Genomic DNA, 23,957 nt, shown 5'->3' with positions numbered 1-23,957 from the left:
TAAAATATAAATATAAAAATCTAAAGCAAAATATCCTTAAAATAACTATCATTAATATAAATTTATAAATAAAAAAACCGATAACAATATAAATTAATTTAAAAAGATTTAAGATGAAAATAGATACTTTGACAAAAAATTTTAGCAATTATCAAACACAAATAAACAAAGACAATGATTTGGTAAGTAATGTTCATAGCGACAATGTGGTTAAAATTCAAATTCAGATGAAGCAAGAAGTTTAAGTCAAACAAATTCAAAAAATGAAAAAGAATATGAAATCAAAGTAAGTCAAGAAAAAATAGAAAACCACAAAGACCAAAATTCCATTCAAAATAGCAAAGGTGGCGTAAATCCCGCATTAGAGGCTTTAATAGCAAAATTAGCTGGAATTTTAGCTAAAATTGCAGAACTTACTCAAAAAATGACAAACGCTAACGAACAAATGAAAACGACATTTCAAAAACAAATTGATGTGCTAAAATCTCAAGCAGATATAATTCAAGCTCAAATTCAAGAACTCCAAAGCCAACAAACTTGATTATATTTTTTCAAAAGTTTAAGAATGCTATAATGATGCATTTTTAAACTTTTTCAAGGAAAAATATGACTTATCTAGAAATCGAAGGCACAAATCATCTAAGCGGAAATGTTACAATAAGCGGAGCAAAAAATGCTGCCCTACCCTTGATCGTTTCAAGCATACTTGCTAAAAATGAAGTAAAAATCAACAATGTTCCTAATGTTGCTGATATAAAAACTCTTATATCTTTGCTAGAAAATTTAGGAGCTAAGGTCAATTTTCAAAACAATAGTGCTTTATTAAACACAAACACTCTTAATCAAACCATAGCTAAATATGACATTGTACGTAAAATGCGTGCTTCTATACTTACTCTAGGGCCTTTGCTTGCTCGTTTTGGGCATTGTGAAGTATCTTTGCCTGGTGGATGTGCCATAGGACAAAGACCTATTGATTTACATCTTTTAGCCTTGGAAAAAATGGGGGCAAATATACAAATTAAACAAGGCTATGTCGTAGCTAGTGGAAATTTAAAAGGCAATGAAATTCTTTTTGATAAAATCACGGTTACGGGTAGTGAAAACATCATCATGGCAGCAGCTTTAGCCAAAGGTAAAACCAAGCTCTTAAATGTTGCAAAAGAACCCGAAGTAGTTCAACTTTGCGAAGTTTTAAAAGACGCAGGACTTGAAATCAAAGGCATAGGTACAGATGAACTTGAAATTTATGGTAGTGATGGAGAACTTTTAGAATTTAAAGAATTTAGCGTTATACCTGATAGAATTGAGGCAGGAACTTATCTTTGTGCAGGGGCTATTACAAATTCTAAAATTACTTTAGATAAAGTTAACGCCACTCATCTTAGTGCAGTTTTAGCAAAACTTCATCAAATGGGTTTTGAAACTTTGATTGCAGAAGATAGTATCACCCTACTTCCTGCTAAAGAAATTAAACCTGTAGAAATCATGACAAGTGAATATCCAGGCTTTCCAACCGATATGCAAGCGCAGTTTATGGCACTAGCTTTAAAAGCTAATGGAACTAGTATTATTGATGAAAGACTATTTGAAAATCGTTTCATGCATGTAAGTGAACTTTTAAGAATGGGTGCGGATATTAAACTCAATGGTCATATTGCTACCATAGTAGGCGGAAAAGAACTTAACGCTGCTGATGTCATGGCTACAGATTTGCGCGCTTCTTCAGCCCTTATCTTAGCAGCTCTTGCAGCTAAAGGTACAAGCAAAGTCCATAGAATTTACCATCTTGATAGGGGTTATGAAAATTTAGAAGAAAAATTTAAAGATTTGGGTGTGAAAATCACAAGGCTTGAAGAATGAAAAATATCTTTGAAACCTTAAAAGACTTAGAAAATCAAATTTCATGTTTAGATGAAAGTGAGCTTATTAGCCTTGAAAAAGCAAAGGATAGAATTTTAGCTAAAGATTTATACGCTAGAAAAAATCTACCTAGTTTTGACAATGCTGCTCTTGATGGCTATGCTTTTAATTATACTGATATCAATGAGGCTTTGGAGATTAAAGGGACTATTTTTGCAGGAGATAAAAATTTTTATACAGTTGCTAAGAATGAATGCTATAAAATCATGACAGGGGCTAAAATGCCCAAAAATGCTGATACTATCTTAATGTTAGAAGATGAGTATATAGAAGAAAATAAACTCATCATTAAAAAAACCCCTAAACAATACAATGCCTATCGCTACAAAGGCGAAGAATTAAAAAAAGGCGAACTTTTGCTTCAAAAAGGCACTAAACTTAATGATAAACATATCGCCCTACTTGCTTCTCAAGGGCTTTATAAAATAGAAGTCATAAGAAAAATTCGCATAGGCATTTTTTCAAGCGGAAATGAACTTAAAGAACCTTGGCAAGAATGCGATGAAGAAAGTATTTATAATGCCAATGCTTTACCTTTGCTAACCATGTTTCAAAATGCTTCTTATTTAGGTATTATCAAAGATAATTTTAAAAGCACTAAAGAGGCTTTAGAAAATACAAATTTTGATCTTTTAATCACTTCAGGAGGTGCAAGCGTTGGCGAGGCTGATTTTATGGAAAAAGCTTTAGATGAATTAGGCTTTACTCCACTTTTTAAAGGTTTAAAAGCACGCCCTGCAAGACCTACTAAGCTTTATAGAAAAGGTGAAAATTTCGTATTGATTTTACCAGGAAATCCTATGGCAGCTTATCTTTCTTGTTTTATTTTTGCTAAAAAAATCATTAATTTATTAAGTGGAAACCTAGACAATCCTTTAACATTTTATGGCAAAATGGGTATGGATTTAAAGCTTAAAAGCGGAAGAAATAATCTCATCTTAGGAAATTTAGAAAAAGATATTTTTACACCATTTAATGAAAATAAATTTGGATCTGGTATGATACTTCCACTTATTAAAAGTGAATTTTTACTTATAAGTGAAGAAAATATAAGCGAATTAAAAAAAGGTGATGAAATCACGCTTTTAAAAATATAATGTTTGTGTTTTTCACAAACATTAGCTTAATTTATCCTCATCATCATGATCATGGATATATTGTTCATCATTTTCCAAGGTATCAACAAAACGCCCTATCCTTTCCCAGCGAACATTTTTATCTTTATCCCAAGAGAAATATACAAACCAAGGTTTACCTACTATCAACCTATAAGGAACAGAACCCCAAAAACGACTATCATAAGAATAATCGCGATTATCACCCATCATGAAATACTCATTTTCAGGCACATCAAAAACATAAGCATTTCCGCCGCTAAAACCTATATGATTTCCAAGTTCTTTAATATAAGTTGGAGACATAGCAAAATCACCTATGCTAAGAAAGCGTAAAATATCGCTTTCTATATCTTTTTTTGGATCATAATGAATACCTTTTTGTTTATAAGGTTCTTTTACATAAATTTGCCCTCCAAGAGCAACAAGATCATTCGGATAATGTTCTTTCATAAATTCATCACCCTCATGCATTCTTACATAAAGTGTTTTATTTGCATAAACTATCCTATCTCCTCCTGTGCCTACACAACGCTTTACAAAGTGTTCTTTTTCATTTCTAGGATTTCTAAAAACAACTATATCTCCTCTTTGTGACCCTTGTGCTTTTATCAAATGCCCATCTTTATTGAAATCTGGCAAAACAGGAATTTCCAACCAAGGAATATGAGGAGTTGGGATACCATAGCTAAATTTTTTAACAAATAAAAAATCCCCTACCAATAAGGTGTTTTTCATAGAACCAGAAGGAATAACAAAAGCTTGTATAAAGAAAAAAATCACCAAAAGAACAATAACTACAGTTCCAGTCCAAGACTGTGAAAATTTATATAATTTCTTTAAAATTTCCATAGATTTTCCCTAATTAAGTCTATTTTTAGCAGATTTAACTGTGTTTTCTAAAAGCATGGCTATAGTCATAGGACCTACTCCACCTGGAACAGGAGTTATATAACTAGATTTTTTAGATACCTCTTCAAAATCCACGTCTCCAACTATCTTTCCACTTTCAAGACGATTGATTCCAACATCAATAACAATCACTCCTTCTTTTACCATATCCGATCGAAGTAAATTCACACAACCTGCTGCTACTATAATCAAATCAGCTTGCCTAGTATAAAGGCTCAAATCTTTGGTTTTAATATGACAAACGCTTACTGTAGCTCCAGCGTTTAAAAGCATAGTAGCCATAGGACGACCTACTATATTTGAAGCACCTATAATAACAGCGTCTTTTCCTTCTAAATCAATTTCATAAGCCTTCAAAAGCTTCATAACTCCAAGTGGAGTACAAGGCAAAAACCCACTTTCTAAGCCTAAATTTAAATATCCTACATTAATAGGATGAAAGCCATCAACATCTTTACTACTTATAATACTTTCAAGTATTAAATCTTTACAAATATGATCAGGTAAGGGAAGCTGAACCAAAATTCCATGAACACTATCATCGTGATTTAAGGTATTAATCAATGCCAAAAGTTCATTTTGTGTAGTATTTTCATTAAGATGATAAACTAAAGATTTAATTCCACATTCTTCACAGGCTTTAGCCTTAGATTTTACATAAGTTTGACTTGCAGGATCATCTCCAACCAAGATAACAGCCAAACAGCTTTCAATCCCTTTGCTTTTCAAAAATTGATTTTTTTCTTTTAATTCTTCTTTGATTTTTGCGCTTAAAGCTTTACCATCAAGCAAAGTCATTATTTTCCTTCTATAAATTTAATCACTTTTTTAAAGTAAAAATTGTATCATATTAAAACTTCATTAACAAGGTGAAACTTTGAAAATTGTTTTAATGTTTTTTTTATTTAGTATCAGTCTTTTTGGCGCTGATTTTATCACTCTTAAAGAATACTCTAAAATGCTTTATGAAAATCCAAGGGGCATTAGTTGTAAAGAATGTCATGGAGCAGATGGAAGCGAACGAATTTTAGGATATTATATGAAAAATGGTATTCAAACAGCTTATAAAGTTCCAAGTATACAAAATCTTAGTTTTGAGAATTTTAAAAATTCTCTTAATCAGAGTAAAGACGCAAAATCAATCATGCCAAATTACTCTTTAACAAATGATGAAATTGTAACTTTATATAATTACATCAAGCAATTTAGCAAGGAAGAAAAATGACAAACAAAAAAGCTTTTAAAGAAGCGTGTAAATTCATCGCAGGTGGTGTAAATTCTCCAGTTCGTGCTTTTGCAAATGTTCAAAGTGAGCCAAAATTTATTTCCCATGGAAAAGGTGCTTATATTTTCGATATAGATGGAAATTCTTATATAGACTATGTTCAAAGCTGGGGGCCTTTACTTTTTGGACATTGCGATAAAGATATACAAAAAGCTTGCCAAAAAGCACTTCACAAAGGTTCAAGTTTTGGAGCTCCAACTTTATTAGAAACTGAACTTGCCAAGCTTGTTTTATCTGATTTTCCTCATTTAGAAAAAATCCGCTTTGTAAGCAGTGGAACAGAAGCAACCATGAGTGCTATTCGTCTTGCCCGTGGCTTTACTAAAAAAGATAAAATTTTAAAATTTGAAGGATGTTATCACGGGCATTCTGATTCATTATTAGTGAGTGCAGGAAGTGGTGCTGCTACTTTTAACTCTCCTAGTTCTTTGGGTGTTTTAGAAGATGTGGCCAAACACACTTTAGTAGCAAAATATAATGATATAAATAGCGTTAAAGAGCTTTTTGAAAAAAATAAAGATATTGCATGTGTTATCATTGAGCCTATTGCTGGAAATATGGGGTTAGTTCCAGCTAAACAAGATTTTTTAGAAGAACTTGCTAAGATCTGTAAAAACAATCAAACTCTGCTGATTTTTGATGAAGTAATGAGTGGATATAGGGCATCTTACCTTGGTTCCTATGGAATCAATCATATTCAAGCAGATATAATTACTTTTGGTAAGGTAATAGGAGGCGGTCTACCTGCAGCAGCATTTGCTTCTAGGACTGAAATTATGGATATTTTAAGTCCTTTGGGTGGAGTTTATCAAGCAGGAACTTTAAGTGGAAACCCTTTGGCAATGGCTGCAGGTATAGCAAGTCTTACAAAAGCCAAAAATAAAACCAAACTTTATGACAAACTTGGAACATTAGCAAAAAAACTTACCCAAGGAATGAAAAAATTAGCAGATGAAAAAGGACTTCCACTGCAAGTTTGTCATGTAGGTTCTATGTTTGGATACTTTTTCACCAAAAATCCTGTATTAAATTACCAAGATGCATTAAAATCTGATCTAGCATTATTTTCAAAATTTCACAAAAATATGCTTGAAAATGGAATTTATTTAGCACCTTCTCAATTTGAAACAGGCTTTATATGTTCAAAAATGGATGATAAAGTTATAGATATAACATTAGAGGCTGTTAGGGAAAGCTTTAAAAGAATATGAGCAATATTTTAAAAGAAGAAAAAAATCACTTAGAAAATTCTAACAACAAAAGACAAAAAATCGTTCGCAAAACTCTTGAAGCTGCGGATGGTTTAAGTCTTGGCATCTCTATGGTTGTTGCTGTATTTATAGGTGTGGGAATAGGATATTTGCTTAAAAAATTTACTCCTTATCCTTGGCTTTTTTGGCTTGGAGTTTTTTGGGGGATCAGTGCTGCCATACTTAATGTTTATAAAGCTTATAAAGTTCAAGTAAAAAGCTATGAAGAATTTAAAGAAAGAGATGAGTTGATCAAAGAAAAAATTCAAAAAGAAAAGAACAAATAATGGAACATAAAAAAGCTCTATTTTATACTTTTGCCATTATTCATTTATTTTTTTGGATCATATTTTCATCGTTAAATCATTTTAAATTAAATACATTTTTAAGCTATGAAATAGCTTTTTTTAGTGTTTTGTTGATTATTTTTGTTTCTTATTTAAATTATAAAAAAGTCATTATAAAAAAATCAAAAAATTATGAAAAAGATTTTAATTTTATTTCATCGCTTTTTATCAAAAAAAAACAAAATTTATCAAAAATTATTCATTTTAAAGTTCTAAAAGACGATTTAAAGCCAAATGTTAAAGAGAAAATCCATTTTTTTGCTATGTTTTTTACTCTCTTTAAATTGATGGCTTATGTGATATTGGTTGCTGGATTTTTATTTTTACATCGCCAAGATAAATTAGATATCTTTGCTTATATTTGTGGAATTTCATCCTTGCTAGTTTGTGTGTTTATTTTTATTTTATATATAAAAAAGTATGAGTCCAAAAAAAATTATTAAATCAATGACAGCGCTTTTTGCTGGTATGGCATTTTTATTTGCAGGTAATGCCTTGATAGTAAGCTCTATAGGTGTTATATTAAAAGAAAACGGAGAAAGTTCTTTAGCTGTTGGAATGGTAAGTTCTTGTTTTTTTGTGGGCGCCCTTGTTGGAACCATCAGTGCTCATAAAATTATTTCTCGTATAGGTCATATACGCTCTTTTGGGCTATTTGGGGCTATTTTTGGAATTTCAGCCATGCTTCATACAGTAAGCGAAAATCTTATTTTTTGGGCTGTTTTAAGATTTTTCATAGGAATTTGCTATTATGGACTTTTAATGGTCATAGAATCATGGCTTAATGAAAAAAGCAAAAATGCCATTCGATCTAGAATTTTAGGTTTTTATGAAATTGTTTTTTATCTTGCATTTGGTATTGGAGTTTTAATCATAGCGTTAAATTTAAGCAAACATAGTGTATTTATTCTCAGTGCAACTTTAATTTTACTTTCATCTTTACCTTTAAATTTGATTAAAATCAAAGAACCTGTTTTGCCCGCATCAAGTCCTATTTCTATACCTAAAATTTTTGATATAGCTCCTTTGGCTATCGTCACAAGCTTTATAGCTGGAATGCTTATAAATGGCTTTTTTTCTATGGCATCTTTATTTATACTTTTGCAAGGTTTTGATACAAAAGCGGTTTCTTATTTTATATTTTGTGGGGTTTTAGGTGGTTTTATTGCACAAACCATCATAGGAACTATTTCGGACAAACTTGGTCGTAAATTTGCCATTATCACTTGTGCAAGCATAGGATTTATCACCATGTTTATATTTATCTTTTTTAAACTTCACTTGTATATGCAATATTTTTTAGGAATTACTCTTGGTATAGGAATATTTTGTTTATATGCTTTAGCACTTGCTAGAGCAAATGATGTTTTAGTAAGCAAAAATAAAGGCGTAGAGTTAGGTCGTGGGGTTCTTTTTTGCTATTCTTTAGGCTCTTTGTTTGGTCCTTTAGTTTTAGGTTTTTTAATGCAATACTTTGAAATCAAAGGTTTTTTATGGTTTTATATAATTTCTCTAGCATTTTTAATTCTTTTTGCTATCAATAAACCAAATATTTTAAATAAAAAATTTAAGAAAAAACCTGGAAATATGGTGATATTTGATGATTAATACTCAACTAGCAAGTCAAATTGCCAATACACAAAAAAATGATTTAAAAGTAGATAACTCTACTTCAAAAGATAAAACAAATTTAAAGGACAATCCAAAAGAAGCACTTGCACAAGCTTTAAAGCAAAATTTAGGTTTAAGCAAGGACGCTAGTAGTGAAGAAATACTAGCAAAATTTGTTCAAAATGAAACAGGTACCAAATTAAAAGAACTTGTTAATAAACTTTTAGATCAAATCAATGCTCAAAAAAATCCCGATTCCCCTGTACTTAAACAAGGAAAAAATTTAAATTTAGCTCCTAATTTTGCTAATGAATTAAAAACTTTAAGCACAGAACTTGCAAAAAGCGATACTTTTACACAAGTTTTAGATAGATTAAATCAAATTTTAAAACCTGCCAGTGAAATAAAAAACAATAACTTAGCTCCTTTATTTAAAAATTCGGGCGTATTTTTAGAAGCTAAATTAAAAGATGCCTTAAACGAAGAATTGCTACCCAAAAGTTTTCATTCTCTTTTAAGCACAATCAAAGGTCTTAGTAGTGAAAAACTAAGCGTTCAGATAGCCCAACTTGCAAATACAAATTTAAATCCAAAAAATACTCTAAAAGAATTAAAAAATATTATTAATTCTAGCAAAAATGAAAATAAGCAAATTTTAAATCAAAGTTCTTTTAAAGCACTTTTAAATTTAAGTTCTAAATTGGAAAATTTTAAAAATTATATAAGTAAAAACCCCAGTCATGCTCAAGAAAAAATCACCCCTATAGCTAATAAAATTTTAAAAGAATTAAATTCCATCAAAAATGATTTTTTCAAAGCTCTTAATAAACCAGAAAATTTAATGATAAAAGATCCAAACATCCTTAAGCAAACTGCTACAGCCTTTGAAAAACTTGAAAATACTTTAAAAAATATACTAGGTAATCAAGCTTCTAAAATACAAGATAAAGAAAATATTTTAGAAAATCTTTTAAGCAATAAAGAAAATATCAAAGAAGAACAACTTAATCATAACACAAAAAACCAAGATGAAGAAAAACATATAAAAGTATCAAAAGAAGAAACTCTCGCAGATGATGCTAAAACCGATATTAAACAAGATGTAAAAAACGAAGAAAATTTACCTAAAAAAGAAGTTAATGCAAATTTAGATTCTAGCACAAAAACTCACGAAGAAAATATCAAAGAAAATCCAAAATTTTATGAAACAAAAACAGAAAACAAAACTTCAATCAATACAAATACCAACACTTCAAATCCTAACACAAACAATACGCAAAATTTAAATAATACTCAAAATATTCAATCTAACAATAACCAAACTATGCAAAATATTTTTAAAAATCAGGAATTTATAAAACAAAATATTGTAAAAAATTTAGCATTTAATGTAGAAAATTTAGATCTAGAACAAGTGCAAGATTTAAGTAAAAATTTAAGCAATCTTTCTCGTAGACTTAATGAAAGCTTAAAAGAACTTGAACCCTATACTCAAAATGCCAAGCTTAATCAAGCAGAACTTAAAAATCTCGAACACAAACTCAATCTTTCTATCAAAGATCTAGCACAAATTAAACCAAAAACAGAACAAGATATAGCTGAATCTTTACATCATGATGTAAAATCAACACTTTTGCAAATTTCAAATTTAGCTAAAAATGAAGGCAATGAAGCTGTATACAATCAAGCTAATCGTCTTTTAGCGCAAATTGAAATCAATCAGCTTATGTCTTTAGCTAATGATTCTATCAATACTTATCTGCCTTTTTCTTGGGATGATTTAAATGATTCTAAAATTATGTTTAGACGCGGAAAAAAGGACAAATTTTTTGCTCAGATTAAACTCGAATTTGCAAAACTTGGGGATTTAGAAATTCTTATTTCTTTAAATAATGAAAAATATATAGATATTAATATTATGGCAGAAAATATTGAATTTAGAAAAACCATCTATGAAAATGCCCATGAGCTTAAAAGAAATATCAATAAAGCAGGACTTTTAAGTGCAAATTTCTTTGTAGGTGATATCATAAGAAGTAAATTTGATACTAGAAATATGAAAAATTTAGATCTTGAAATGGGTATGGATAAAAAAGTATGAGCAAAATCAAAAGATCGATTAAAAAAGCTGTAGCTCTAGGCTATCAAAAAGAAAAAAACTCTGCACCAAAAGTGCTTGCAAGTGGCAAAGGCGAAAGTGCTGCTAAAATTATTTCTTTAGCCAAGGAACACGGAGTTCCTATTAAAGAAGATGAAGATTTAATAGAAATTTTAAGCAAGCTTGACTTAGGTGATGAAATTCCACCTAATATGTATAAAGCTGTAGCTGAAGTTTTTGCCTTTATCTATCAAATGGCAAATAAAACTCCTAAAAACTAATCCGCTATTTTTTCTCCAAATTTAATACCCTGCCCTACTTTTAAATTAAAAGTTAAAAGTCCTTTTTGAGAGATTAAAACTATAGTAGAACCTAGCTCAAAATTTCCTAGTTCTTCGCCTTTTTTGAAATTTAAATTTTCATATTTTCTAGTAAAATTATGAGAAATTTTAGCATTGGTTTGTATGCTTGCATCAAAATTAAAACGCATTTTTCCTACATTTTGCGCTCCTACAAAAACAAGCCAAAAAATACCTTTTTCATTTTGACATTTCAAGCTCACTCTTTCATTTTTTACATATAAATTACTAATGCGTTCTAAATGTTTTTCATTTACGCTATAAAGCACTCCACTTGTGTAAGTTGCACTTAAAATTTGCATATCACAAGGGCTGTGATAACGATGATAATCTTTTGGAGAAAGATAAATATTGACATAATCAAGCCCATTTTTAAGTTCATCTTTTTCAAAGCTATCTTTTAAAAGCTCCTCAACGCTATAAGCATGTCCTTTTATAGAAAAAGCAAAATGTTCTTCATTTGCTAAAAAAGTACTTCCACACTCTAAAATTTTACCATCACTTGGACTGATAAAACCTTCTTCAAATTTTCTTGGAATTTGCAAAGTTCTTGTAAAAAGAGCATTTAAACTCTCATATTCACAAGGAGCTTTAAATTCACTCATATTGATATTAAAATACTTAACATAATTTTCATTAATAACTTTTTGTATCATTTTAGGAAATTTAATCCCCGCTACAAAACCAAAAAGTCTCGAACTTTCTTTTGAAAAACTCATTTTTTTCCTTTTAAATTTAAAATCACTATTTCACTCGGAGCAAAAACTCTAAGACTTGGCCCCCAAAATCCTGCTCCACTACTCACATAAAGCTTAGTTTTTTCTCCTAAATCATAAAGCCCATGAACAAAACCTTGCTGAAGTTTAACTAAAAACATAAAAGGGGAAATTTGCCCTCCATGTGTATGCCCACTTAAAACAAGATCAAAATCACTTAAATCATAAAGCAAAGCTGTTTTAGGTTGATGTGTGAGTAAAATACTAGCTTTACTTGTATTTAAATCCACTTTTATTCTTGCTAAATCAGGAGCATATAAACCCCTATCAAGTCCGGCTAAATCTCCAAGTCCAGCAATATTTATAAAACCTAAATCTAAATTTTGATTGACTAAAATTTTCATATTAGTATGTTTTCTAAGCAAATCCAAAACTTCATTGATACCATGATAATACTCATGATTTCCCAAAGCATAAAAAGTTCCGTAAGTGGAGTTAAAATCATTAAGTTTTGAGATGTAATTTTTTAAATCTTTAGGATTAGTATCAATCAGATCCCCTACTATTACAACCATATCAGGACTTTGCAAATTCACTTTAGTGATGAGCTTGTCTAAAAAATTTTCATGCAAATTTTTACCCAAATGTATATCAGTAAGCATGACAATTTTTAAATCTTTTTTAAGATTTGGTATTTCAACATCAACACTCTTTACTTCAGGTGTTTTTAGAGCATTATTTATACTTACATAAATTAAAAACACACTTAAAACTATAAGAGAAAGTTCAAAAATCAAACGCAAAATAAGATTATATGTTTTATCTCTTTTACCCATAAGAGCTAAAATCAATTTAACAAAATCCCATGCTAAAGTCATAAAAAACAAACAATAAGTCGGCGCATAAAACATGGCTAAAATTTCATACCAAGTATCACTTAAATATTCATCTCTACGAAATATTAAAAACACAGCTTGAGCTAAAAAAAGCACAATAAAAATAAAGGAAAAAATTTTATAAAAATACTTAAAAAGAGTAATTTTCTTGATTAATCTTTTATAAATATAAACATTTGCTAAGCCAAAAATTAATAACACAATGAAAGAAAAAATTAAAAATATCATAAAAGTATTATAACCAAGTAAAATTAAATATCCGTATAAATTTTTCTGTTATAATAAGCTTTTAAATAATTTTAAAGGCTATAAGATGTACCGTTTTGCACCTTCTCCCACAGGTGATATGCACATAGGAAATTTACGCGCAGCAATTTTTAATTATATCTGTGCAAGACAAAAAAATATGGATTTTATCTTACGTATTGAAGATACTGATAAGGCTAGAAATATAGCAGGAAAAGAAGAAGAAATCAAAGAAATTTTAAATCTTTTTAGTATTTCATGGCAGCATTACTATATACAAAGTGAAAATTTAAAATTCCATCGCCAAATGGCTTTAAAACTTGTAAGCGAAAAAAAAGCTTTTGCTTGTTTTTGCACCGAAGAAGAACTTGAAGCAAAAAAAGAGCTGGCTAAAAAACAAGGTAAAGCTTATCGCTACGATGGCACTTGTGAAAAACTAGCCGATATTGATGTTTTAGAATGTGAAAAACCCTTTGTTATCCGTCTTAAAAAACCTACTCATACTATGAAATTTACTGATTTTATCAAAGGCGAGCTTAGTTTTGAGCCTGAAAACATAGACTCTTTTGTGATTATGAGAACGGATAAAACTCCAACTTATAATTTTGCTTGTGCGGTTGATGATATGCTTGAAAATGTCACTTGTATTATACGCGGAGAAGATCATGTTTCAAACACTCCAAAACAAGAACATATCCGCGCAAGCTTAGGTTATAATAAAGCCATGACTTATGCACACTTGCCTATCATTTTAAACGAAGAAGGTGTTAAAATGAGTAAAAGAGAAGCACATTCTTCTGTAAAATGGCTACTTGAAAGTGGAATTTTACCTAGCGCAATCGCAAACTATCTGATCATGCTAGGCAATAAAACTCCTTGTGAAATTTTTACCTTAGAAGAGGCTATAAAATGGTTTGATATTTCTAAAGTTTCAAAAGCTCCCGCAAGATTTGATCTTAAAAAACTCTTACAAATCAATCGTGAACATATCAAAATGATCAAAGATGATGAGCTTAATAAAATTTTAGATTTAAACAAAGATCTTGCACAACTTGCTAAATTTTACACTCAAGAAACAAGTACTATAAAAGAACTTAAAGAAAAAATGCAAGCTATTTTTAACGCAAAAAATTTTGGCGAGTTTGAAACAGAATGTAAAATTTTAAAAGAACTCTTAAAAGATATTGAACTTTTTGAAAATTATGAAGATTTTAAAAATGAACTTTTAAACAAAAGCAACTTAAAAGGTAAAAAATTTTTCATGCCTTTAAGGATAATTTTAACAGGAAATATCCACGGACCTGAGCTTAGCGATCTTTATCCTTATATTAAAAATTTTATTCACGAATTAGCAAGGATTTAACTATGGTTATAGACTCTTTTATTATTTCTATTTTTCAAGTACTACAAATTGTCATTAACATTTATACTTGGATTATTATCATCACAGCACTTCTAAGCTGGGTAAACCCTGATCCTTATAATCCTATAGTGCAAATTTTATATAAACTAAGCTACCCTGCTTACGCCTTAGTTAGAAAAATTCCAACACGCATTGGTAATATTGATCTTGCGCCTTTGATTATAGTCTTAGCATTGCAGTTTCTTGGCATTTTTCTTGGGAATATCTTAAGGAGTATATTGTGATAAAAAAAATACTCGTTTTTTTATTTATTTTTTCAAGTTTAAATGCTACACAATATAGTATAGAAAAACTCAAAAAGGAAGAAAATTCACTTGCTAAGGATTATTATATTTATAGGCTTTTAGAAAAAAATAAAATCAGTAAAAAAGATGCACAGGATTTAAATTCTCATATTTTTCGCTATATAGGAAAAATTAAATCTGAACTTGAAAAAATCATCCCTTTAAAGCCTTATATCAACCCAAAATATGCTAAATGCTATACCTATATAGCAAATACTATCTTAGATGCAAATTTAACTTGTCAAAGTGTGCGCTTAAATTCATTAGTTTTTATAGCGAGTCTAAATTCCAAAGACCGAACTACTTTAGCTCAAACCTTTAAAAATCAAAGACCTGATTTGACAAATTTATTGCTAGCTTTTAATACTTCTGATCCTATGAGCTATATAGTACAAAAAGAAGATATTAATGGTTTTTTTAAACTTTATAATTATTCTAAAAAATACGACTTAGATTTAAATACAAGTTTAGTCAATAAACTACCAAACCACATTGGTTTTAAAGATTTTGCACAAAATATTATTATTAAAAAAGAAAATCCAAAATTTAGATATTCTATACTAGAAATAAATCCTGAAAATGTAAGTGAAGATTCTGCTTTCTATTTAGGAGTCAATGCCTTAACTTATGATAAAACAGAGCTTGCTTATGACTTTTTTAAAAAGGCGGCACAAAGTTTTAAATCGCAAAGCAATAAAGACAATGCTATATTTTGGATGTGGTTGATTAAAAACAATGAAGAAGATTTAAAAACTTTATCGCAAAGTTCTTCTTTAAATATTTATAGTCTTTACGCAAAAGAACTTACTAACACACCTTTTCCAAAGATAGAAAGCCTTAATCCAAGCAAGAAAAAAAATAATTTTAATATGCAAGATCCTTTTGCTTGGCAAAAAATAAACAAACAAATTCGCGATGCTAACGCAAGTCAACTAGATGTCTTGGCAAAAGAATTTGACACACAAGAAACCTTGCCTATTTATGCTTACATATTAGAACGCAAAAATAATTTTAAAAAACATTATTTTATAATGCCTTATTATGACAATATAAAAGACTATAACAAAACAAGACAAGCTTTAATTTTGGCTATTGCCAGACAAGAAAGTCGTTTTATTCCAACTGCTATTTCAGTTTCTTATGCTTTAGGCATGATGCAATTTATGCCATTTTTGGCCAATCACATAGGGGAAAAAGAATTAAAAATTCCAAATTTCGATCAAGATTTTATGTTTAAACCTGAAATAGCATATTACTTTGGAAACCATCATCTAAATTACCTTGAATCACGTTTAAAATCTCCGCTTTTTGTCGCTTATGCTTATAATGGCGGTATAGGATTTACTAACCGTATGCTTGCAAGAAATGATATGTTTAAGACAGGCAAATTTGAACCTTTCTTGTCTATGGAGCTAGTTCCTTATCAAGAAAGCCGAATTTACGGAAAAAAAGTTCTAGCTAATTATATTGTGTATCGACATCTTCTGAACGATAGTATAAAGATTTCGGATATTTTTGAAAATTTAATTCAAAACAAGGCAAATGATCTAAACAAATCTTAGCTACAAGCCTAGTCTCTTCCTTGACACTAGGAAGAGATGCTTTAAAATAATCAGTATAGTTGTTTTGTATTATATATTTTAAATACTCATTATCCAATTTTTCAATATTGGCTTTTTTATTATTGATAAAAACTTCTAAATTTTGAATTTTTAATGTATTTGGAGTAAAAGACAAGGCCAATACATCATCTTTACTTGTCTTGTCTAGAATTGGGTTTAAATAAGACATAGTTATAATGGCATTAATCTTATCTTGTGTGATTTTGTATTTTTGAGTAAACATTAAAGTTTGAGATTTTAAATTTGTATCCACAATCGCCTGATCTTTTAAAGAACAAGCTCCAAGCAAAAAAGCACCTAAAATTACACTATAAATTTTCATTCTTTTTCCATATTTTTTAGTATTATTGTAGCCTTTTAACCCTATTTTTTGGTTTAAAAAGATATAATTTTACAAAAAAATTAAGAGTATATTTTATGAAACAACTTATCATGGCTTTTAGCGGCCCGTCAAATTCAGGTAAAACTACACTTATTACCAAAATAGCTAATAATTTTTTGCAACAAAATTTAAAAGTTTTAATCATTAAACATGATCCTGCCGATAAAGCTCAATTTGATTTTAACGGTAAAGATAGTTTTAAATTTTTTCAAAGTGGGGCTGAAGTCATGGTTTTAAGCCCTACGAGAACAACTTTTTTTTCTCATAAAAATAGAGATATTTTAAAAGCTTTAAAATTAGCACCCAATTTTGACATTTGTTTGGTTGAAGGATTAAAAACTCTTGATTTACCACGCATTAGCGTATTTTGTAAAGAAATTGATGAAAGTTATTTTACTTTTTCAAACGCTATTGCAAGCTATGAAAAAATTTCTCACCCTTATCTTACTTGGCTTGATTTAAACGATATACAAGCTATTTGCCAATACATACTTAAAAATGCTAAAAATTTACAAGGAGAATTATAAAATGCAAGAAGTGATTTCTTATATACAAAAAGCGGTTTTAGAAATTTCTAACGCTTTAAAATTTCCCGATACAAGCTACAGTCAAAATCAAAATTTTACAGGCGATACCCAACTCAAATTTGATGTTTTAAGCGATGAAATCATCACAAAAACTCTAAGTCAATGTTCAAGCATTAAAGCCATCATAAGTGAAGAAAAAGACGAAATTTTAACGCTTAACGAGAGGGCAAATTTTATCGTAGCTTATGATCCTTTAGATGGTTCTAGCTTAATGGATGTTAATTTTGCCATAGGTTCTATTTTTGCTATCTATGAAGAAAAAGCAAATGCTAAAAATTTAAGAGCTGCACTTTATAGTATGTATGGAGCACGCTTAGAACTTGTGATTTGCAAAGATCAGCCAAAACTTTATCGCTTAAATGCAAATAATGAATTTATTTTTATAAAAGATCTTAAAATGAATGAAAAAGGCAAGATTAATGCTACAGGCGGAACGCAAAAATTTTGGGAAGAAAAACACGCTAAATTTATCAAAAATCTTTTTGATGAAGGCTATCGCTTAAGATATTCTGGAGCCATGGTAAGCGATATCAATCAAATTTTATTAAAAGGGGGTGGGATTTTTAGTTATCCTGCAACACAAGATGCACCTAATGGTAAACTTCGCGCCTTTTTTGAAGTTTTTCCTCTAGCCTTTATCATAGAAAAAGCAGGCGGAAAAACTACAAATGGAAAAAACCATTCCTTGCTTGAACTTGAATTTGATAAAATCCATGCGACAACTCCTTGTTTTTTTGGCTCAGAATATGAAATTTCAAAACTTTTAAAGGCTTACAATGAATGAAATTAGAGATGAATTTGAACAAGATATGGATAAAAAGAAAGAAATTTTACTTTCATGTCAAAACTCAAAAAATCTAAACTCTTGTTATAATTGCGATGAAATTTTTAACTGCCAAACTAGAAAAAATTATGTGGATGCAGTCTATAATAGTATGTCTAAGGGTAAAACCGAAGGCGGATTTGACTTTTAAAGGAAAAAAATGCGTTATGTTACAACACCAATTTATTATGTAAATGATGTGCCTCATTTAGGTCATGCTTATACTACCATCATAGCCGATACTTTAGCAAGATTTTATCGTTTGCAAGGACATGAAACAAGATTTCTAACAGGAACAGATGAGCATGGACAAAAAATCGAAGAAGCTGCCAAACTAAGAAATTCCACTCCTCAAGAATACGCTGATAAAATCAGTTTTGAATTTAAAAAATTATGGGATGAATTTGAAATCACCTATGATATTTACGCAAGAACAACTGATACAAGGCATATTGAATTTGTTAAAGCTATGTTTTTAAAAATGTGGCAAAAAGGTGATATTTATAAAGATGAATACGAAGGACACTATTGTATTTCTTGTGAAAGCTTTTTTACTCAAAGTCAGCTTATCAATGATTGTTCTTGTCCAGATTGTGGCAAAAACACTACGATTTTAAAAGAAGAAAGCTATTTTTTCAAACTTTCAAAATATCAAGATAAAATTTTACAATGGTATGAAGAAAAAGATCCCATCTTGCCAAAAAACAAAAAAAACGAACTTATAAATTTTGTCCAAAGCGGCCTTAAAGATCTTTCCATTACAAGAACAAGTTTTGATTGGGGGATTAAACTGCCTCAAGAAATTAATGATGATAAACATATTGTTTATGTATGGCTTGATGCACTTTTTATCTATATAAGTTCGCTTGATTTTCAAAGCAAGGGAGAAAATGCTAAATTTTGGCCTGCGCATGTGCATTTAGTAGGAAAAGATATCTTGCGTTTTCATGCCATTTATTGGCCAGCTTTTTTAATGAGCGTAGATTTACCTTTGCCAAAATTTATAGGTGCACATGGCTGGTGGACTAAAGAAGGTGAAAAAATGAGCAAATCTAAAGGCAATGTTGTAAAACCTAAAGAAGTGGTTGATACTTATGGAAGCGAAGCTTTTAGATATTTCTTGCTTAGAGAAGTACCTTTTGGTAATGATGGGGATTTTAGCGAAAATATGCTGATAAATCGTATCAATGCTGAACTAAGCAATGAATTTGGAAATTTACTTAATCGCATTATAGGTATGAGTACAAAATATTCTCAAGGAAATATTTCAAAAGAAGGTGTTTTAAAATTTTACAATGTTGAATTAAATCAAGCAAAAGAACACTTAAATTTAGCGGTAGAATTTTTAGAAAACTTACAGTGTAATCGTTATTTAGAAGAACTTTTTAAAGCCTTAAGTGTGGCAAATTTAGCTATTAGCAAATACGAACCTTGGAATTTAATCAAAGAAAACAAACACGAACAAGCTAATGCTTTAGTAGCACTTTGTGCAAATATTTTAGCCAAAACAAGCCTTTTATTAAGCCCTACTCTACCAAAGTCTTGTCAAAAGGTGGCCTTAGCTTTAAATTTTGAAATTTCATCTACAAATTACGCAAAAATAATACTTGATAATGAACTTTTAGATTTTAAAGCAAATCCTTGCGAAGCTTTATTTCCAAAAGTAGAAAAAGCTCTTTTAAAACAAGAAATTAAAGAAGAACCTAAAAAAGAAGAAAGTCCTAAAATAAAAATCGATGATTTTGCAAAAATTGAAATCAAAGTCGCTAAGGTGCTTGATTGTCAAAATATAAAAGGAAGCGAAAAACTTTTGAAATTTCAACTCGAACTTGACGATAAAGAAATCCGTCAAGTACTCTCAGGCATAGCAAAACACTATAAAGCCAGTGATTTAATCGGTAAACAAGTTTGCATTATAAGCAATCTTAAAAAAGCTAAAATTTTTGGACATGAAAGCGATGGTATGATACTTTCTGCAAAAAGCGGAGATAAGCTTGTTTTAATCACCCCTGAACAACTTGTGCAAAACGGTTCTTTAGTAGGCTAAAATATGCAAATTAGCAATTTAGGTGAACTTTTAAACGCAACGCTCATTCATGAAGGTAGCGTTTTAAGCGTGGAAGGTTTTGCCATAAATTTAAACGAACTTAAAGCAGGCTTTGCCTTCTTTAATAACAATAAAAAAGAAATTACCCAAGCTGTAAAAAAAGGCGCTTATGCTATAATTACAGAAAATGACATTACTATTGAAGATAAAGACATTTTTTACTTTAGAGTAGAAAATCTAGAACAAGCTCTTGTAAGATTTTTACGCTTTTTTTGCGAAGATAAAGAATGTGAATTTTTGCTTTTTAAATCTTACGAACTAAGTCTTTGTAAGGCTTTTTATTTTAACATTTTAAAAGGAAATATTTTTGCTGATTTTGAAAAACTAATCAAAGCAAAAAAGGGTGAAATTTTTTGCTACTGTGAAGAAAATTACTTAAATAAACTTTGTGCCTATTCTCATAGTCTAAAAGATGCTAATTTTACCTTATTATCGCGATCTAGCTTCTTTTTTACAACTTTGATTTGTGAAAATTTATATTTTAAAAATCTTAATTTGCCTTTTTTTTACGCAAATAGTTTTGCAAAAATTATTTCTTTTTTAAAAGAAAAAAATCAAAAAATAATATTTGACTTTAATAAGATTGATGATTTTAAAATTTATTTTATTGATGATAAATTTGAAATCACTCCTTTTGGTTCAAGCTCTCAAGCGTTTATTGTAAGCAACAACCAAAATACCTTTGAATTCTGGAAAGAAAAATTTAAAAACATAAAAGACTTTAAAATTGCTTCTAAAAATTCTTTATTTTGCGATTTTTCCTATAATCAGCTTTCAGATTTAAGAAAATTAAAAAATTTTAAATATTGTTTAATTCTTGAAAATTATGATATTTTTGAACAAGAATTTGAAAACAAAGAAAATCAAACCCCAAGCTTATTTTAAATTCACTCCTTCATTTTCAAGCAAAAATCTTTTTATTTCAAGCCCTCCATTATATCCTCCTATGCCATTGCTTGCAATAACTCTATGACAAGGTATAAAAATAGGAATTTGATTTTTAGAATTTGCATTTCCGACAGCTCTAAAAGCTTTAGGATGATTGATTTTTTGGGCTATATCTTTATAGGTAACCATTTTACCATAAGGAATTTTCATTAAAGCCTTATAAACCTTTGATTCAAAATCTGTACCTTGTATCAAAACAGGAATGCTAAATTTTCTAAGCTTATGAGTAAAATATAAATCAAGTTCATATTTTGCTAAGTCAAGCAAACTACAATTTTTTTCTGATCTTTTATTATCACAAAAATCAACTCTAGTTAAAAATTTTCCATCACTATGTAAAGATAGGTAACATAAAGGCATTTTATAATAAACTTTAAACATTTTTTATCCTTCAAAGAGCTACAATTATAATAAAAAATATTTAAGGAGTAGAAAATGTCTTTTATGCAAGAATACAATAAACTTGTTGAAGAAAGAGCCGCTTTGGGTATACCACCCCTTCCTTTAAATGCAAATCAAACTAGAGAACTTTGTAAATTACTTGAAAATGAAAATAATGAAGAGCTTGCAAATCTTTTAGAAAATAGAGTAAATCCTGGTGTTGATGATGCAGCTTTAGTAAAATGTGAATTTTTAGATTCCATACTTAAAGGCAAAATCAGTGCTCCAAATATAGACAAAAAAAGAGCCTTAAGAATGCTTGGAACTATGCTAGGCGGATATAATGTTAAAGTTTTAATCGATGCCTTAAAAGATGAAAACATAGCCAAAGATGCTGCAGAAGTGTTGAAAAATATTATTTTTGTACATGATAATTTCCATACCATAGCTGAACTTAGCAAAAACAATCCACACGCTAAGGAAGTTTTACAAAGCTGGGCAAATGCGGACTGGTTTAATAAAAAAGAAAAACTACCACAAGTGATTAAATGTATAGTTTTTAAAGTAGCAGGGGAAACAAATACCGATGATCTAAGCCCTGCAGGAGATGCTTTTACAAGAAGCGATATTCCTTTACATGCAAATGCCATGCTAAAGGTAAGACAAACAGGATCCTTAGAAAAAATCAAAGAGCTTAAAAAAAGCGGTCGCGAAGTGGTTTATGTAGGTGATGTTGTAGGAACAGGTTCAAGTAGAAAATCGGCAATAAATTCCATACAATGGCACTTAGGAAAAGAAATAGAAGGTGTGCCAAACAAGCACAGCGGTGGTATAGTAATGGGTTCAACCATAGCACCGATTTTCTTTAACACTGCTCAAGATAGCGGGGCTTTACCTATCATCTGTGATGTAACAAACTTAGAAATGGGCGATGAGTTTGAAATTCATCCTTATGATGGAAAAATCATAAAAAATGGCTCTACAATTGCAGAATTTACACTCAGTCCAAACACTCTCTTAGATGAAGTTAGAGCAGGAGGAAGAATCCCACTTATCATAGGTCGTGGGCTTTGTGCTAAGGCTAGAGAATTTTTAGGCATGGAAAGTGAAAATATCTTTACCAAACCTGAACAACCTAAATCTTCAAGCGGTGGTTATACCTTAGCTCAAAAAATGCTAGGTCGTGCCTGTGGAGTTGAAGGTGTGCGTCCAGGTATGTATATAGAACCTATGACTTTAACCGTAGGCTCTCAAGATACTACAGGTCCTATGACTAGAGATGAAATTAAAGAACTTGCAAGCCTAGGTTTTAATGCAGACTTTGTGATGCAAAGCTTTTGCCATACAGCTGCTTATCCAAAAGTAAGCGATTCAAATTTACATAAAACCTTGCCCAATTTCATGACAAGTCGTGGTGGGGTGAGTTTAAAACCAGGTGATGGGGTTATTCACTCTTGGCTTAATCGTTTTGTATTGCCAGATACCGTAGGAACGGGTGGGGATTCTCACACACGCTTTCCTATAGGAATTTCTTTCCCTGCAGGAAGTGGACTTGTGGCTTTTGCTGCGGTTACTGGTTCTATGCCTTTAAATGTACCTGAAAGTGTTTTAGTGCGTTTTAGCGGGGAATTACAAGCTGGAGTTACCTTAAGAGATTTGGTTAATGCTATACCTTATTATGCAATCAAACAAGGACAACTTACCGTTGAAAAGAAAAATAAGAAAAATATTTTTGCAGGAAAAATTTTAGAAATAGAAGGCTTGCCAAACTTAAAAGTCGAACAAGCTTTTGAACTTAGTGATGCAAGTGCTGAAAGATCTGCAGCTGCTTGCAGTGTGGATTTAAGCATAGAAAGTGTAAGCGAATATATCAAATCCAATATTTCTTTAATTGAAGCTATGATAGAAGCAGGATATGAGAATAAAGCTACCCTTGCTAGAAGGGCTGAAAAAATGAGAGAATGGCTTAAAAACCCTACTCTTTTAAGAGCAGATAAAGATGCAAAATACGCTTATATTATAGATATTAATCTTAATGACATTAAAGAGCCAATCCTAGCTTGTCCAAATGACCCTGATGATGTGGCGACTTTGAGTGAAATTTTAGCCGATGATAAGCGTCCAAAAAATATAGATGAAGTTTTTGTAGGCTCTTGTATGACAAATATAGGACATTATAGAGCTTTAGGAGAAATTTTAAAAGATAAAGGCATACTTAAAACCAGACTTTGGGTAGTGCCTCCAACAAAAATGGATAAAGCACAACTTACTAATGAAGGTTATTACAGCATCTTTGGCGCAGCAGGTGCTAGAATAGAAGTTCCTGGTTGTTCTTTGTGTATGGGTAATCAAGCTAGAGTAAATGATGGAGCTGTAGTTTTCTCAACTTCTACAAGAAATTTTGACAACCGTATGGGAATGGGTGCTAAAGTATATTTAGGCAGTGCAGAACTTGCGGCAGTTTGTGCGATTTTAGGTAAAATTCCAAGCAAGGAAGAATACTTACAAATTGTCAGCGAAAAACTAAGTGATGAGCATAAGGCAAATATCTATAGATATTTAAATTTTAATGAGATTGAAAATTTCAAACTTGAAAATTAATTCAAATTTAATACTTATTTGGATTAAATAACAAAATTAAA

The 23,957-nt window shown here is 30.2% G+C and carries 24 protein-coding genes and 1 pseudogene; 19 read left to right on the top strand and 6 right to left on the bottom strand.

Translation table 11 applies throughout. The annotated features are described in order from the left end of the window. Positions 1 to 113: 113 nt before the first annotated feature. The 3 genes and pseudogenes from fspA2 to OT390_RS04415 all read left to right on the top strand — a co-directional run bounded on the left by fspA2 (position 114) and on the right by OT390_RS04415 (position 3,020). Positions 114 to 541: pseudogene (gene fspA2 / locus OT390_RS04425) on the top strand (flagellum-secreted nonflagellar protein FspA2). A gap of 65 nt (positions 542 to 606) precedes the next feature. Next, positions 607 to 1,863, top strand: a complete 1,257-nt coding sequence (gene murA, locus OT390_RS04420) for a UDP-N-acetylglucosamine 1-carboxyvinyltransferase (protein ID WP_002870028.1) — start codon at positions 607 to 609, stop codon at positions 1,861 to 1,863. Continuing rightward, entirely contained in the window at positions 1,860 to 3,020 is a 1,161-nt protein-coding gene (locus OT390_RS04415) for a molybdopterin molybdotransferase MoeA (protein ID WP_002859532.1), read from the top strand. The genes murA and OT390_RS04415 overlap by 4 nt, the downstream gene beginning before the upstream one ends. A gap of 21 nt (positions 3,021 to 3,041) precedes the next feature. On the opposite strand, the gene lepB is transcribed toward OT390_RS04415, so the two are convergent. Next, complete coding sequence (gene lepB / locus OT390_RS04410; RefSeq protein ID WP_394535880.1) at positions 3,042 to 3,890, bottom strand: signal peptidase I; 849 nt, start codon at positions 3,888 to 3,890, stop codon at positions 3,042 to 3,044. A 9-nt stretch (positions 3,891 to 3,899) separates the two neighbouring features. Further along, positions 3,900 to 4,748 (bottom strand): bifunctional methylenetetrahydrofolate dehydrogenase/methenyltetrahydrofolate cyclohydrolase FolD, encoded by an 849-nt coding sequence (gene folD, locus OT390_RS04405; RefSeq protein ID WP_002867475.1) that lies wholly within the window; start codon positions 4,746 to 4,748, stop codon positions 3,900 to 3,902. Positions 4,749 to 4,827: 79 nt separating this feature from the next. Here folD and OT390_RS04400 point away from each other — a divergent pair, with 79 nt between their 5' ends. Genes OT390_RS04400 through OT390_RS04370 form a run of 7 tightly spaced genes read left to right on the top strand, consistent with a single transcriptional unit; the run spans position 4,828 to position 10,822 of the window. Then, complete coding sequence (locus OT390_RS04400; protein ID WP_002871818.1) at positions 4,828 to 5,175, top strand: hypothetical protein; 348 nt, start codon at positions 4,828 to 4,830, stop codon at positions 5,173 to 5,175. Continuing rightward, on the top strand, positions 5,172 to 6,446 hold the full coding sequence (gene hemL / locus OT390_RS04395; protein WP_032587370.1) for a glutamate-1-semialdehyde 2,1-aminomutase: 1,275 nt from the start codon (positions 5,172 to 5,174) through the stop codon (positions 6,444 to 6,446). The genes OT390_RS04400 and hemL overlap by 4 nt, the downstream gene beginning before the upstream one ends. Further along, complete coding sequence (locus OT390_RS04390; RefSeq protein WP_029587932.1) at positions 6,443 to 6,772, top strand: AtpZ/AtpI family protein; 330 nt, start codon at positions 6,443 to 6,445, stop codon at positions 6,770 to 6,772. The genes hemL and OT390_RS04390 overlap by 4 nt, the downstream gene beginning before the upstream one ends. Beyond that, positions 6,772 to 7,275 carry a hypothetical protein gene (locus tag OT390_RS04385; protein WP_032587030.1) on the top strand — a complete coding sequence of 168 codons (504 nt, stop codon included), beginning with the start codon at positions 6,772 to 6,774 and terminating at the stop codon, positions 7,273 to 7,275. The genes OT390_RS04390 and OT390_RS04385 overlap by 1 nt, the downstream gene beginning before the upstream one ends. After that, entirely contained in the window at positions 7,253 to 8,440 is a 1,188-nt protein-coding gene (locus OT390_RS04380) for an MFS transporter (protein ID WP_011990199.1), read from the top strand. The genes OT390_RS04385 and OT390_RS04380 overlap by 23 nt, the downstream gene beginning before the upstream one ends. Beyond that, positions 8,433 to 10,544, top strand: coding sequence for a flagellar hook-length control protein FliK (locus OT390_RS04375; RefSeq protein ID WP_002867477.1), 2,112 nt, complete (start codon positions 8,433 to 8,435; stop codon positions 10,542 to 10,544). Before OT390_RS04380 ends, OT390_RS04375 begins: the two co-directional genes overlap by 8 nt. Continuing rightward, positions 10,541 to 10,822 carry a FlhB-like flagellar biosynthesis protein gene (locus OT390_RS04370; RefSeq protein WP_002852641.1) on the top strand — a complete coding sequence of 94 codons (282 nt, stop codon included), beginning with the start codon at positions 10,541 to 10,543 and terminating at the stop codon, positions 10,820 to 10,822. Before OT390_RS04375 ends, OT390_RS04370 begins: the two co-directional genes overlap by 4 nt. On the opposite strand, the gene OT390_RS04365 is transcribed toward OT390_RS04370, so the two are convergent. Together OT390_RS04365 and OT390_RS04360 are read right to left on the bottom strand one after the other, a co-directional pair. Then, positions 10,819 to 11,619 carry a phosphatidylserine decarboxylase gene (locus tag OT390_RS04365; RefSeq protein ID WP_002852452.1) on the bottom strand — a complete coding sequence of 267 codons (801 nt, stop codon included), beginning with the start codon at positions 11,617 to 11,619 and terminating at the stop codon, positions 10,819 to 10,821. The genes OT390_RS04370 and OT390_RS04365 overlap by 4 nt on opposite strands. Beyond that, positions 11,616 to 12,740, bottom strand: coding sequence for a metallophosphoesterase (locus tag OT390_RS04360; RefSeq protein ID WP_002867478.1), 1,125 nt, complete (start codon positions 12,738 to 12,740; stop codon positions 11,616 to 11,618). Before OT390_RS04360 ends, OT390_RS04365 begins: the two co-directional genes overlap by 4 nt. Before the next feature lie 85 nt (positions 12,741 to 12,825). Here OT390_RS04360 and gltX point away from each other — a divergent pair, with 85 nt between their 5' ends. The 3 genes from gltX to OT390_RS04345 are packed head-to-tail and all read left to right on the top strand — an operon-like array spanning position 12,826 to position 16,027. Further along, positions 12,826 to 14,121, top strand: coding sequence for a glutamate--tRNA ligase (gltX, locus tag OT390_RS04355; protein WP_032587033.1), 1,296 nt, complete (start codon positions 12,826 to 12,828; stop codon positions 14,119 to 14,121). Positions 14,122 to 14,123: 2 nt separating this feature from the next. Further along, on the top strand, positions 14,124 to 14,405 hold the full coding sequence (locus OT390_RS04350) for a YggT family protein (protein ID WP_002852501.1): 282 nt from the start codon (positions 14,124 to 14,126) through the stop codon (positions 14,403 to 14,405). Further along, complete coding sequence (locus OT390_RS04345) at positions 14,402 to 16,027, top strand: lytic transglycosylase domain-containing protein (RefSeq protein WP_079346762.1); 1,626 nt, start codon at positions 14,402 to 14,404, stop codon at positions 16,025 to 16,027. Before OT390_RS04350 ends, OT390_RS04345 begins: the two co-directional genes overlap by 4 nt. On the opposite strand, the gene OT390_RS04340 is transcribed toward OT390_RS04345, so the two are convergent. Beyond that, positions 15,924 to 16,409 (bottom strand): hypothetical protein, encoded by a 486-nt coding sequence (locus OT390_RS04340; protein ID WP_394535879.1) that lies wholly within the window; start codon positions 16,407 to 16,409, stop codon positions 15,924 to 15,926. The genes OT390_RS04345 and OT390_RS04340 overlap by 104 nt on opposite strands. 95 nt (positions 16,410 to 16,504) lie before the next feature. Here OT390_RS04340 and mobB point away from each other — a divergent pair, with 95 nt between their 5' ends. The 5 genes from mobB to OT390_RS04315 are packed head-to-tail and all read left to right on the top strand — an operon-like array spanning position 16,505 to position 20,871. Then, on the top strand, positions 16,505 to 16,996 hold the full coding sequence (gene mobB, locus OT390_RS04335) for a molybdopterin-guanine dinucleotide biosynthesis protein B (protein ID WP_002867480.1): 492 nt from the start codon (positions 16,505 to 16,507) through the stop codon (positions 16,994 to 16,996). A gap of 1 nt (position 16,997) precedes the next feature. Continuing rightward, on the top strand, positions 16,998 to 17,840 hold the full coding sequence (locus tag OT390_RS04330; RefSeq protein ID WP_032582866.1) for a class 1 fructose-bisphosphatase: 843 nt from the start codon (positions 16,998 to 17,000) through the stop codon (positions 17,838 to 17,840). Beyond that, positions 17,833 to 18,030, top strand: coding sequence for a hypothetical protein (locus tag OT390_RS04325; protein ID WP_002882327.1), 198 nt, complete (start codon positions 17,833 to 17,835; stop codon positions 18,028 to 18,030). Before OT390_RS04330 ends, OT390_RS04325 begins: the two co-directional genes overlap by 8 nt. A gap of 9 nt (positions 18,031 to 18,039) precedes the next feature. Beyond that, positions 18,040 to 19,926, top strand: a complete 1,887-nt coding sequence (metG, locus tag OT390_RS04320) for a methionine--tRNA ligase (RefSeq protein WP_032587036.1) — start codon at positions 18,040 to 18,042, stop codon at positions 19,924 to 19,926. 3 nt (positions 19,927 to 19,929) lie between these two features. After that, positions 19,930 to 20,871 (top strand): hypothetical protein, encoded by a 942-nt coding sequence (locus OT390_RS04315; RefSeq protein WP_002868812.1) that lies wholly within the window; start codon positions 19,930 to 19,932, stop codon positions 20,869 to 20,871. Here OT390_RS04315 and OT390_RS04310 read toward each other — a convergent pair. Beyond that, positions 20,863 to 21,315: a methylated-DNA--[protein]-cysteine S-methyltransferase gene (locus OT390_RS04310; RefSeq protein WP_002867485.1), complete on the bottom strand. Its 453-nt coding sequence runs from the start codon at positions 21,313 to 21,315 to the stop codon at positions 20,863 to 20,865. The genes OT390_RS04315 and OT390_RS04310 overlap by 9 nt on opposite strands. A 54-nt stretch (positions 21,316 to 21,369) precedes the next feature. Here OT390_RS04310 and OT390_RS04305 point away from each other — a divergent pair, with 54 nt between their 5' ends. Continuing rightward, positions 21,370 to 23,916 (top strand): bifunctional aconitate hydratase 2/2-methylisocitrate dehydratase, encoded by a 2,547-nt coding sequence (locus OT390_RS04305; RefSeq protein WP_002882330.1) that lies wholly within the window; start codon positions 21,370 to 21,372, stop codon positions 23,914 to 23,916. Positions 23,917 to 23,957 lie beyond the last annotated feature (41 nt).

Origin of the sequence: Campylobacter sp. CFSAN122748, from assembly GCF_045277125.1 — a bacterium.
GTDB classification, from domain to species: Bacteria; Campylobacterota; Campylobacteria; order Campylobacterales; family Campylobacteraceae; genus Campylobacter_D; species Campylobacter_D jejuni.
The sequence above is the reverse complement of the archived record's forward strand: the minus strand, read 5'-3'. Positions and strand labels throughout refer to the sequence as shown.

What these genes read in the sequence shown, in the direction of transcription:
- metG (WP_032587036.1), top strand. Translation starts at nt 18,040, where the DNA reads ATGCGTTATGTTACAACACCAATTTATTATGTAAATGATGTGCCTCAT.
- OT390_RS04370 (WP_002852641.1), top strand. Translation starts at nt 10,541, where the DNA reads ATGAGCAAAATCAAAAGATCGATTAAAAAAGCTGTAGCTCTAGGCTAT.
- OT390_RS04315 (WP_002868812.1), top strand. Translation starts at nt 19,930, where the DNA reads ATGCAAATTAGCAATTTAGGTGAACTTTTAAACGCAACGCTCATTCAT.
- OT390_RS04365 (WP_002852452.1), bottom strand. Translation starts at nt 11,619, where the DNA reads ATGAGTTTTTCAAAAGAAAGTTCGAGACTTTTTGGTTTTGTAGCGGGG.
- mobB (WP_002867480.1), top strand. Translation starts at nt 16,505, where the DNA reads ATGAAACAACTTATCATGGCTTTTAGCGGCCCGTCAAATTCAGGTAAA.
- OT390_RS04305 (WP_002882330.1), top strand. Translation starts at nt 21,370, where the DNA reads ATGTCTTTTATGCAAGAATACAATAAACTTGTTGAAGAAAGAGCCGCT.
- OT390_RS04375 (WP_002867477.1), top strand. Translation starts at nt 8,433, where the DNA reads ATGATTAATACTCAACTAGCAAGTCAAATTGCCAATACACAAAAAAAT.
- OT390_RS04310 (WP_002867485.1), bottom strand. Translation starts at nt 21,315, where the DNA reads ATGTTTAAAGTTTATTATAAAATGCCTTTATGTTACCTATCTTTACAT.
- OT390_RS04350 (WP_002852501.1), top strand. Translation starts at nt 14,124, where the DNA reads ATGGTTATAGACTCTTTTATTATTTCTATTTTTCAAGTACTACAAATT.
- murA (WP_002870028.1), top strand. Translation starts at nt 607, where the DNA reads ATGACTTATCTAGAAATCGAAGGCACAAATCATCTAAGCGGAAATGTT.
- lepB (WP_394535880.1), bottom strand. Translation starts at nt 3,890, where the DNA reads ATGGAAATTTTAAAGAAATTATATAAATTTTCACAGTCTTGGACTGGA.
- OT390_RS04340 (WP_394535879.1), bottom strand. Translation starts at nt 16,409, where the DNA reads ATGAAAATTTATAGTGTAATTTTAGGTGCTTTTTTGCTTGGAGCTTGT.
- OT390_RS04385 (WP_032587030.1), top strand. Translation starts at nt 6,772, where the DNA reads ATGGAACATAAAAAAGCTCTATTTTATACTTTTGCCATTATTCATTTA.
- OT390_RS04380 (WP_011990199.1), top strand. Translation starts at nt 7,253, where the DNA reads ATGAGTCCAAAAAAAATTATTAAATCAATGACAGCGCTTTTTGCTGGT.
- hemL (WP_032587370.1), top strand. Translation starts at nt 5,172, where the DNA reads ATGACAAACAAAAAAGCTTTTAAAGAAGCGTGTAAATTCATCGCAGGT.
- gltX (WP_032587033.1), top strand. Translation starts at nt 12,826, where the DNA reads ATGTACCGTTTTGCACCTTCTCCCACAGGTGATATGCACATAGGAAAT.
- folD (WP_002867475.1), bottom strand. Translation starts at nt 4,748, where the DNA reads ATGACTTTGCTTGATGGTAAAGCTTTAAGCGCAAAAATCAAAGAAGAA.
- OT390_RS04415 (WP_002859532.1), top strand. Translation starts at nt 1,860, where the DNA reads ATGAAAAATATCTTTGAAACCTTAAAAGACTTAGAAAATCAAATTTCA.
- OT390_RS04330 (WP_032582866.1), top strand. Translation starts at nt 16,998, where the DNA reads ATGCAAGAAGTGATTTCTTATATACAAAAAGCGGTTTTAGAAATTTCT.
- OT390_RS04360 (WP_002867478.1), bottom strand. Translation starts at nt 12,740, where the DNA reads ATGATATTTTTAATTTTTTCTTTCATTGTGTTATTAATTTTTGGCTTA.
- OT390_RS04390 (WP_029587932.1), top strand. Translation starts at nt 6,443, where the DNA reads ATGAGCAATATTTTAAAAGAAGAAAAAAATCACTTAGAAAATTCTAAC.
- OT390_RS04325 (WP_002882327.1), top strand. Translation starts at nt 17,833, where the DNA reads ATGAATGAAATTAGAGATGAATTTGAACAAGATATGGATAAAAAGAAA.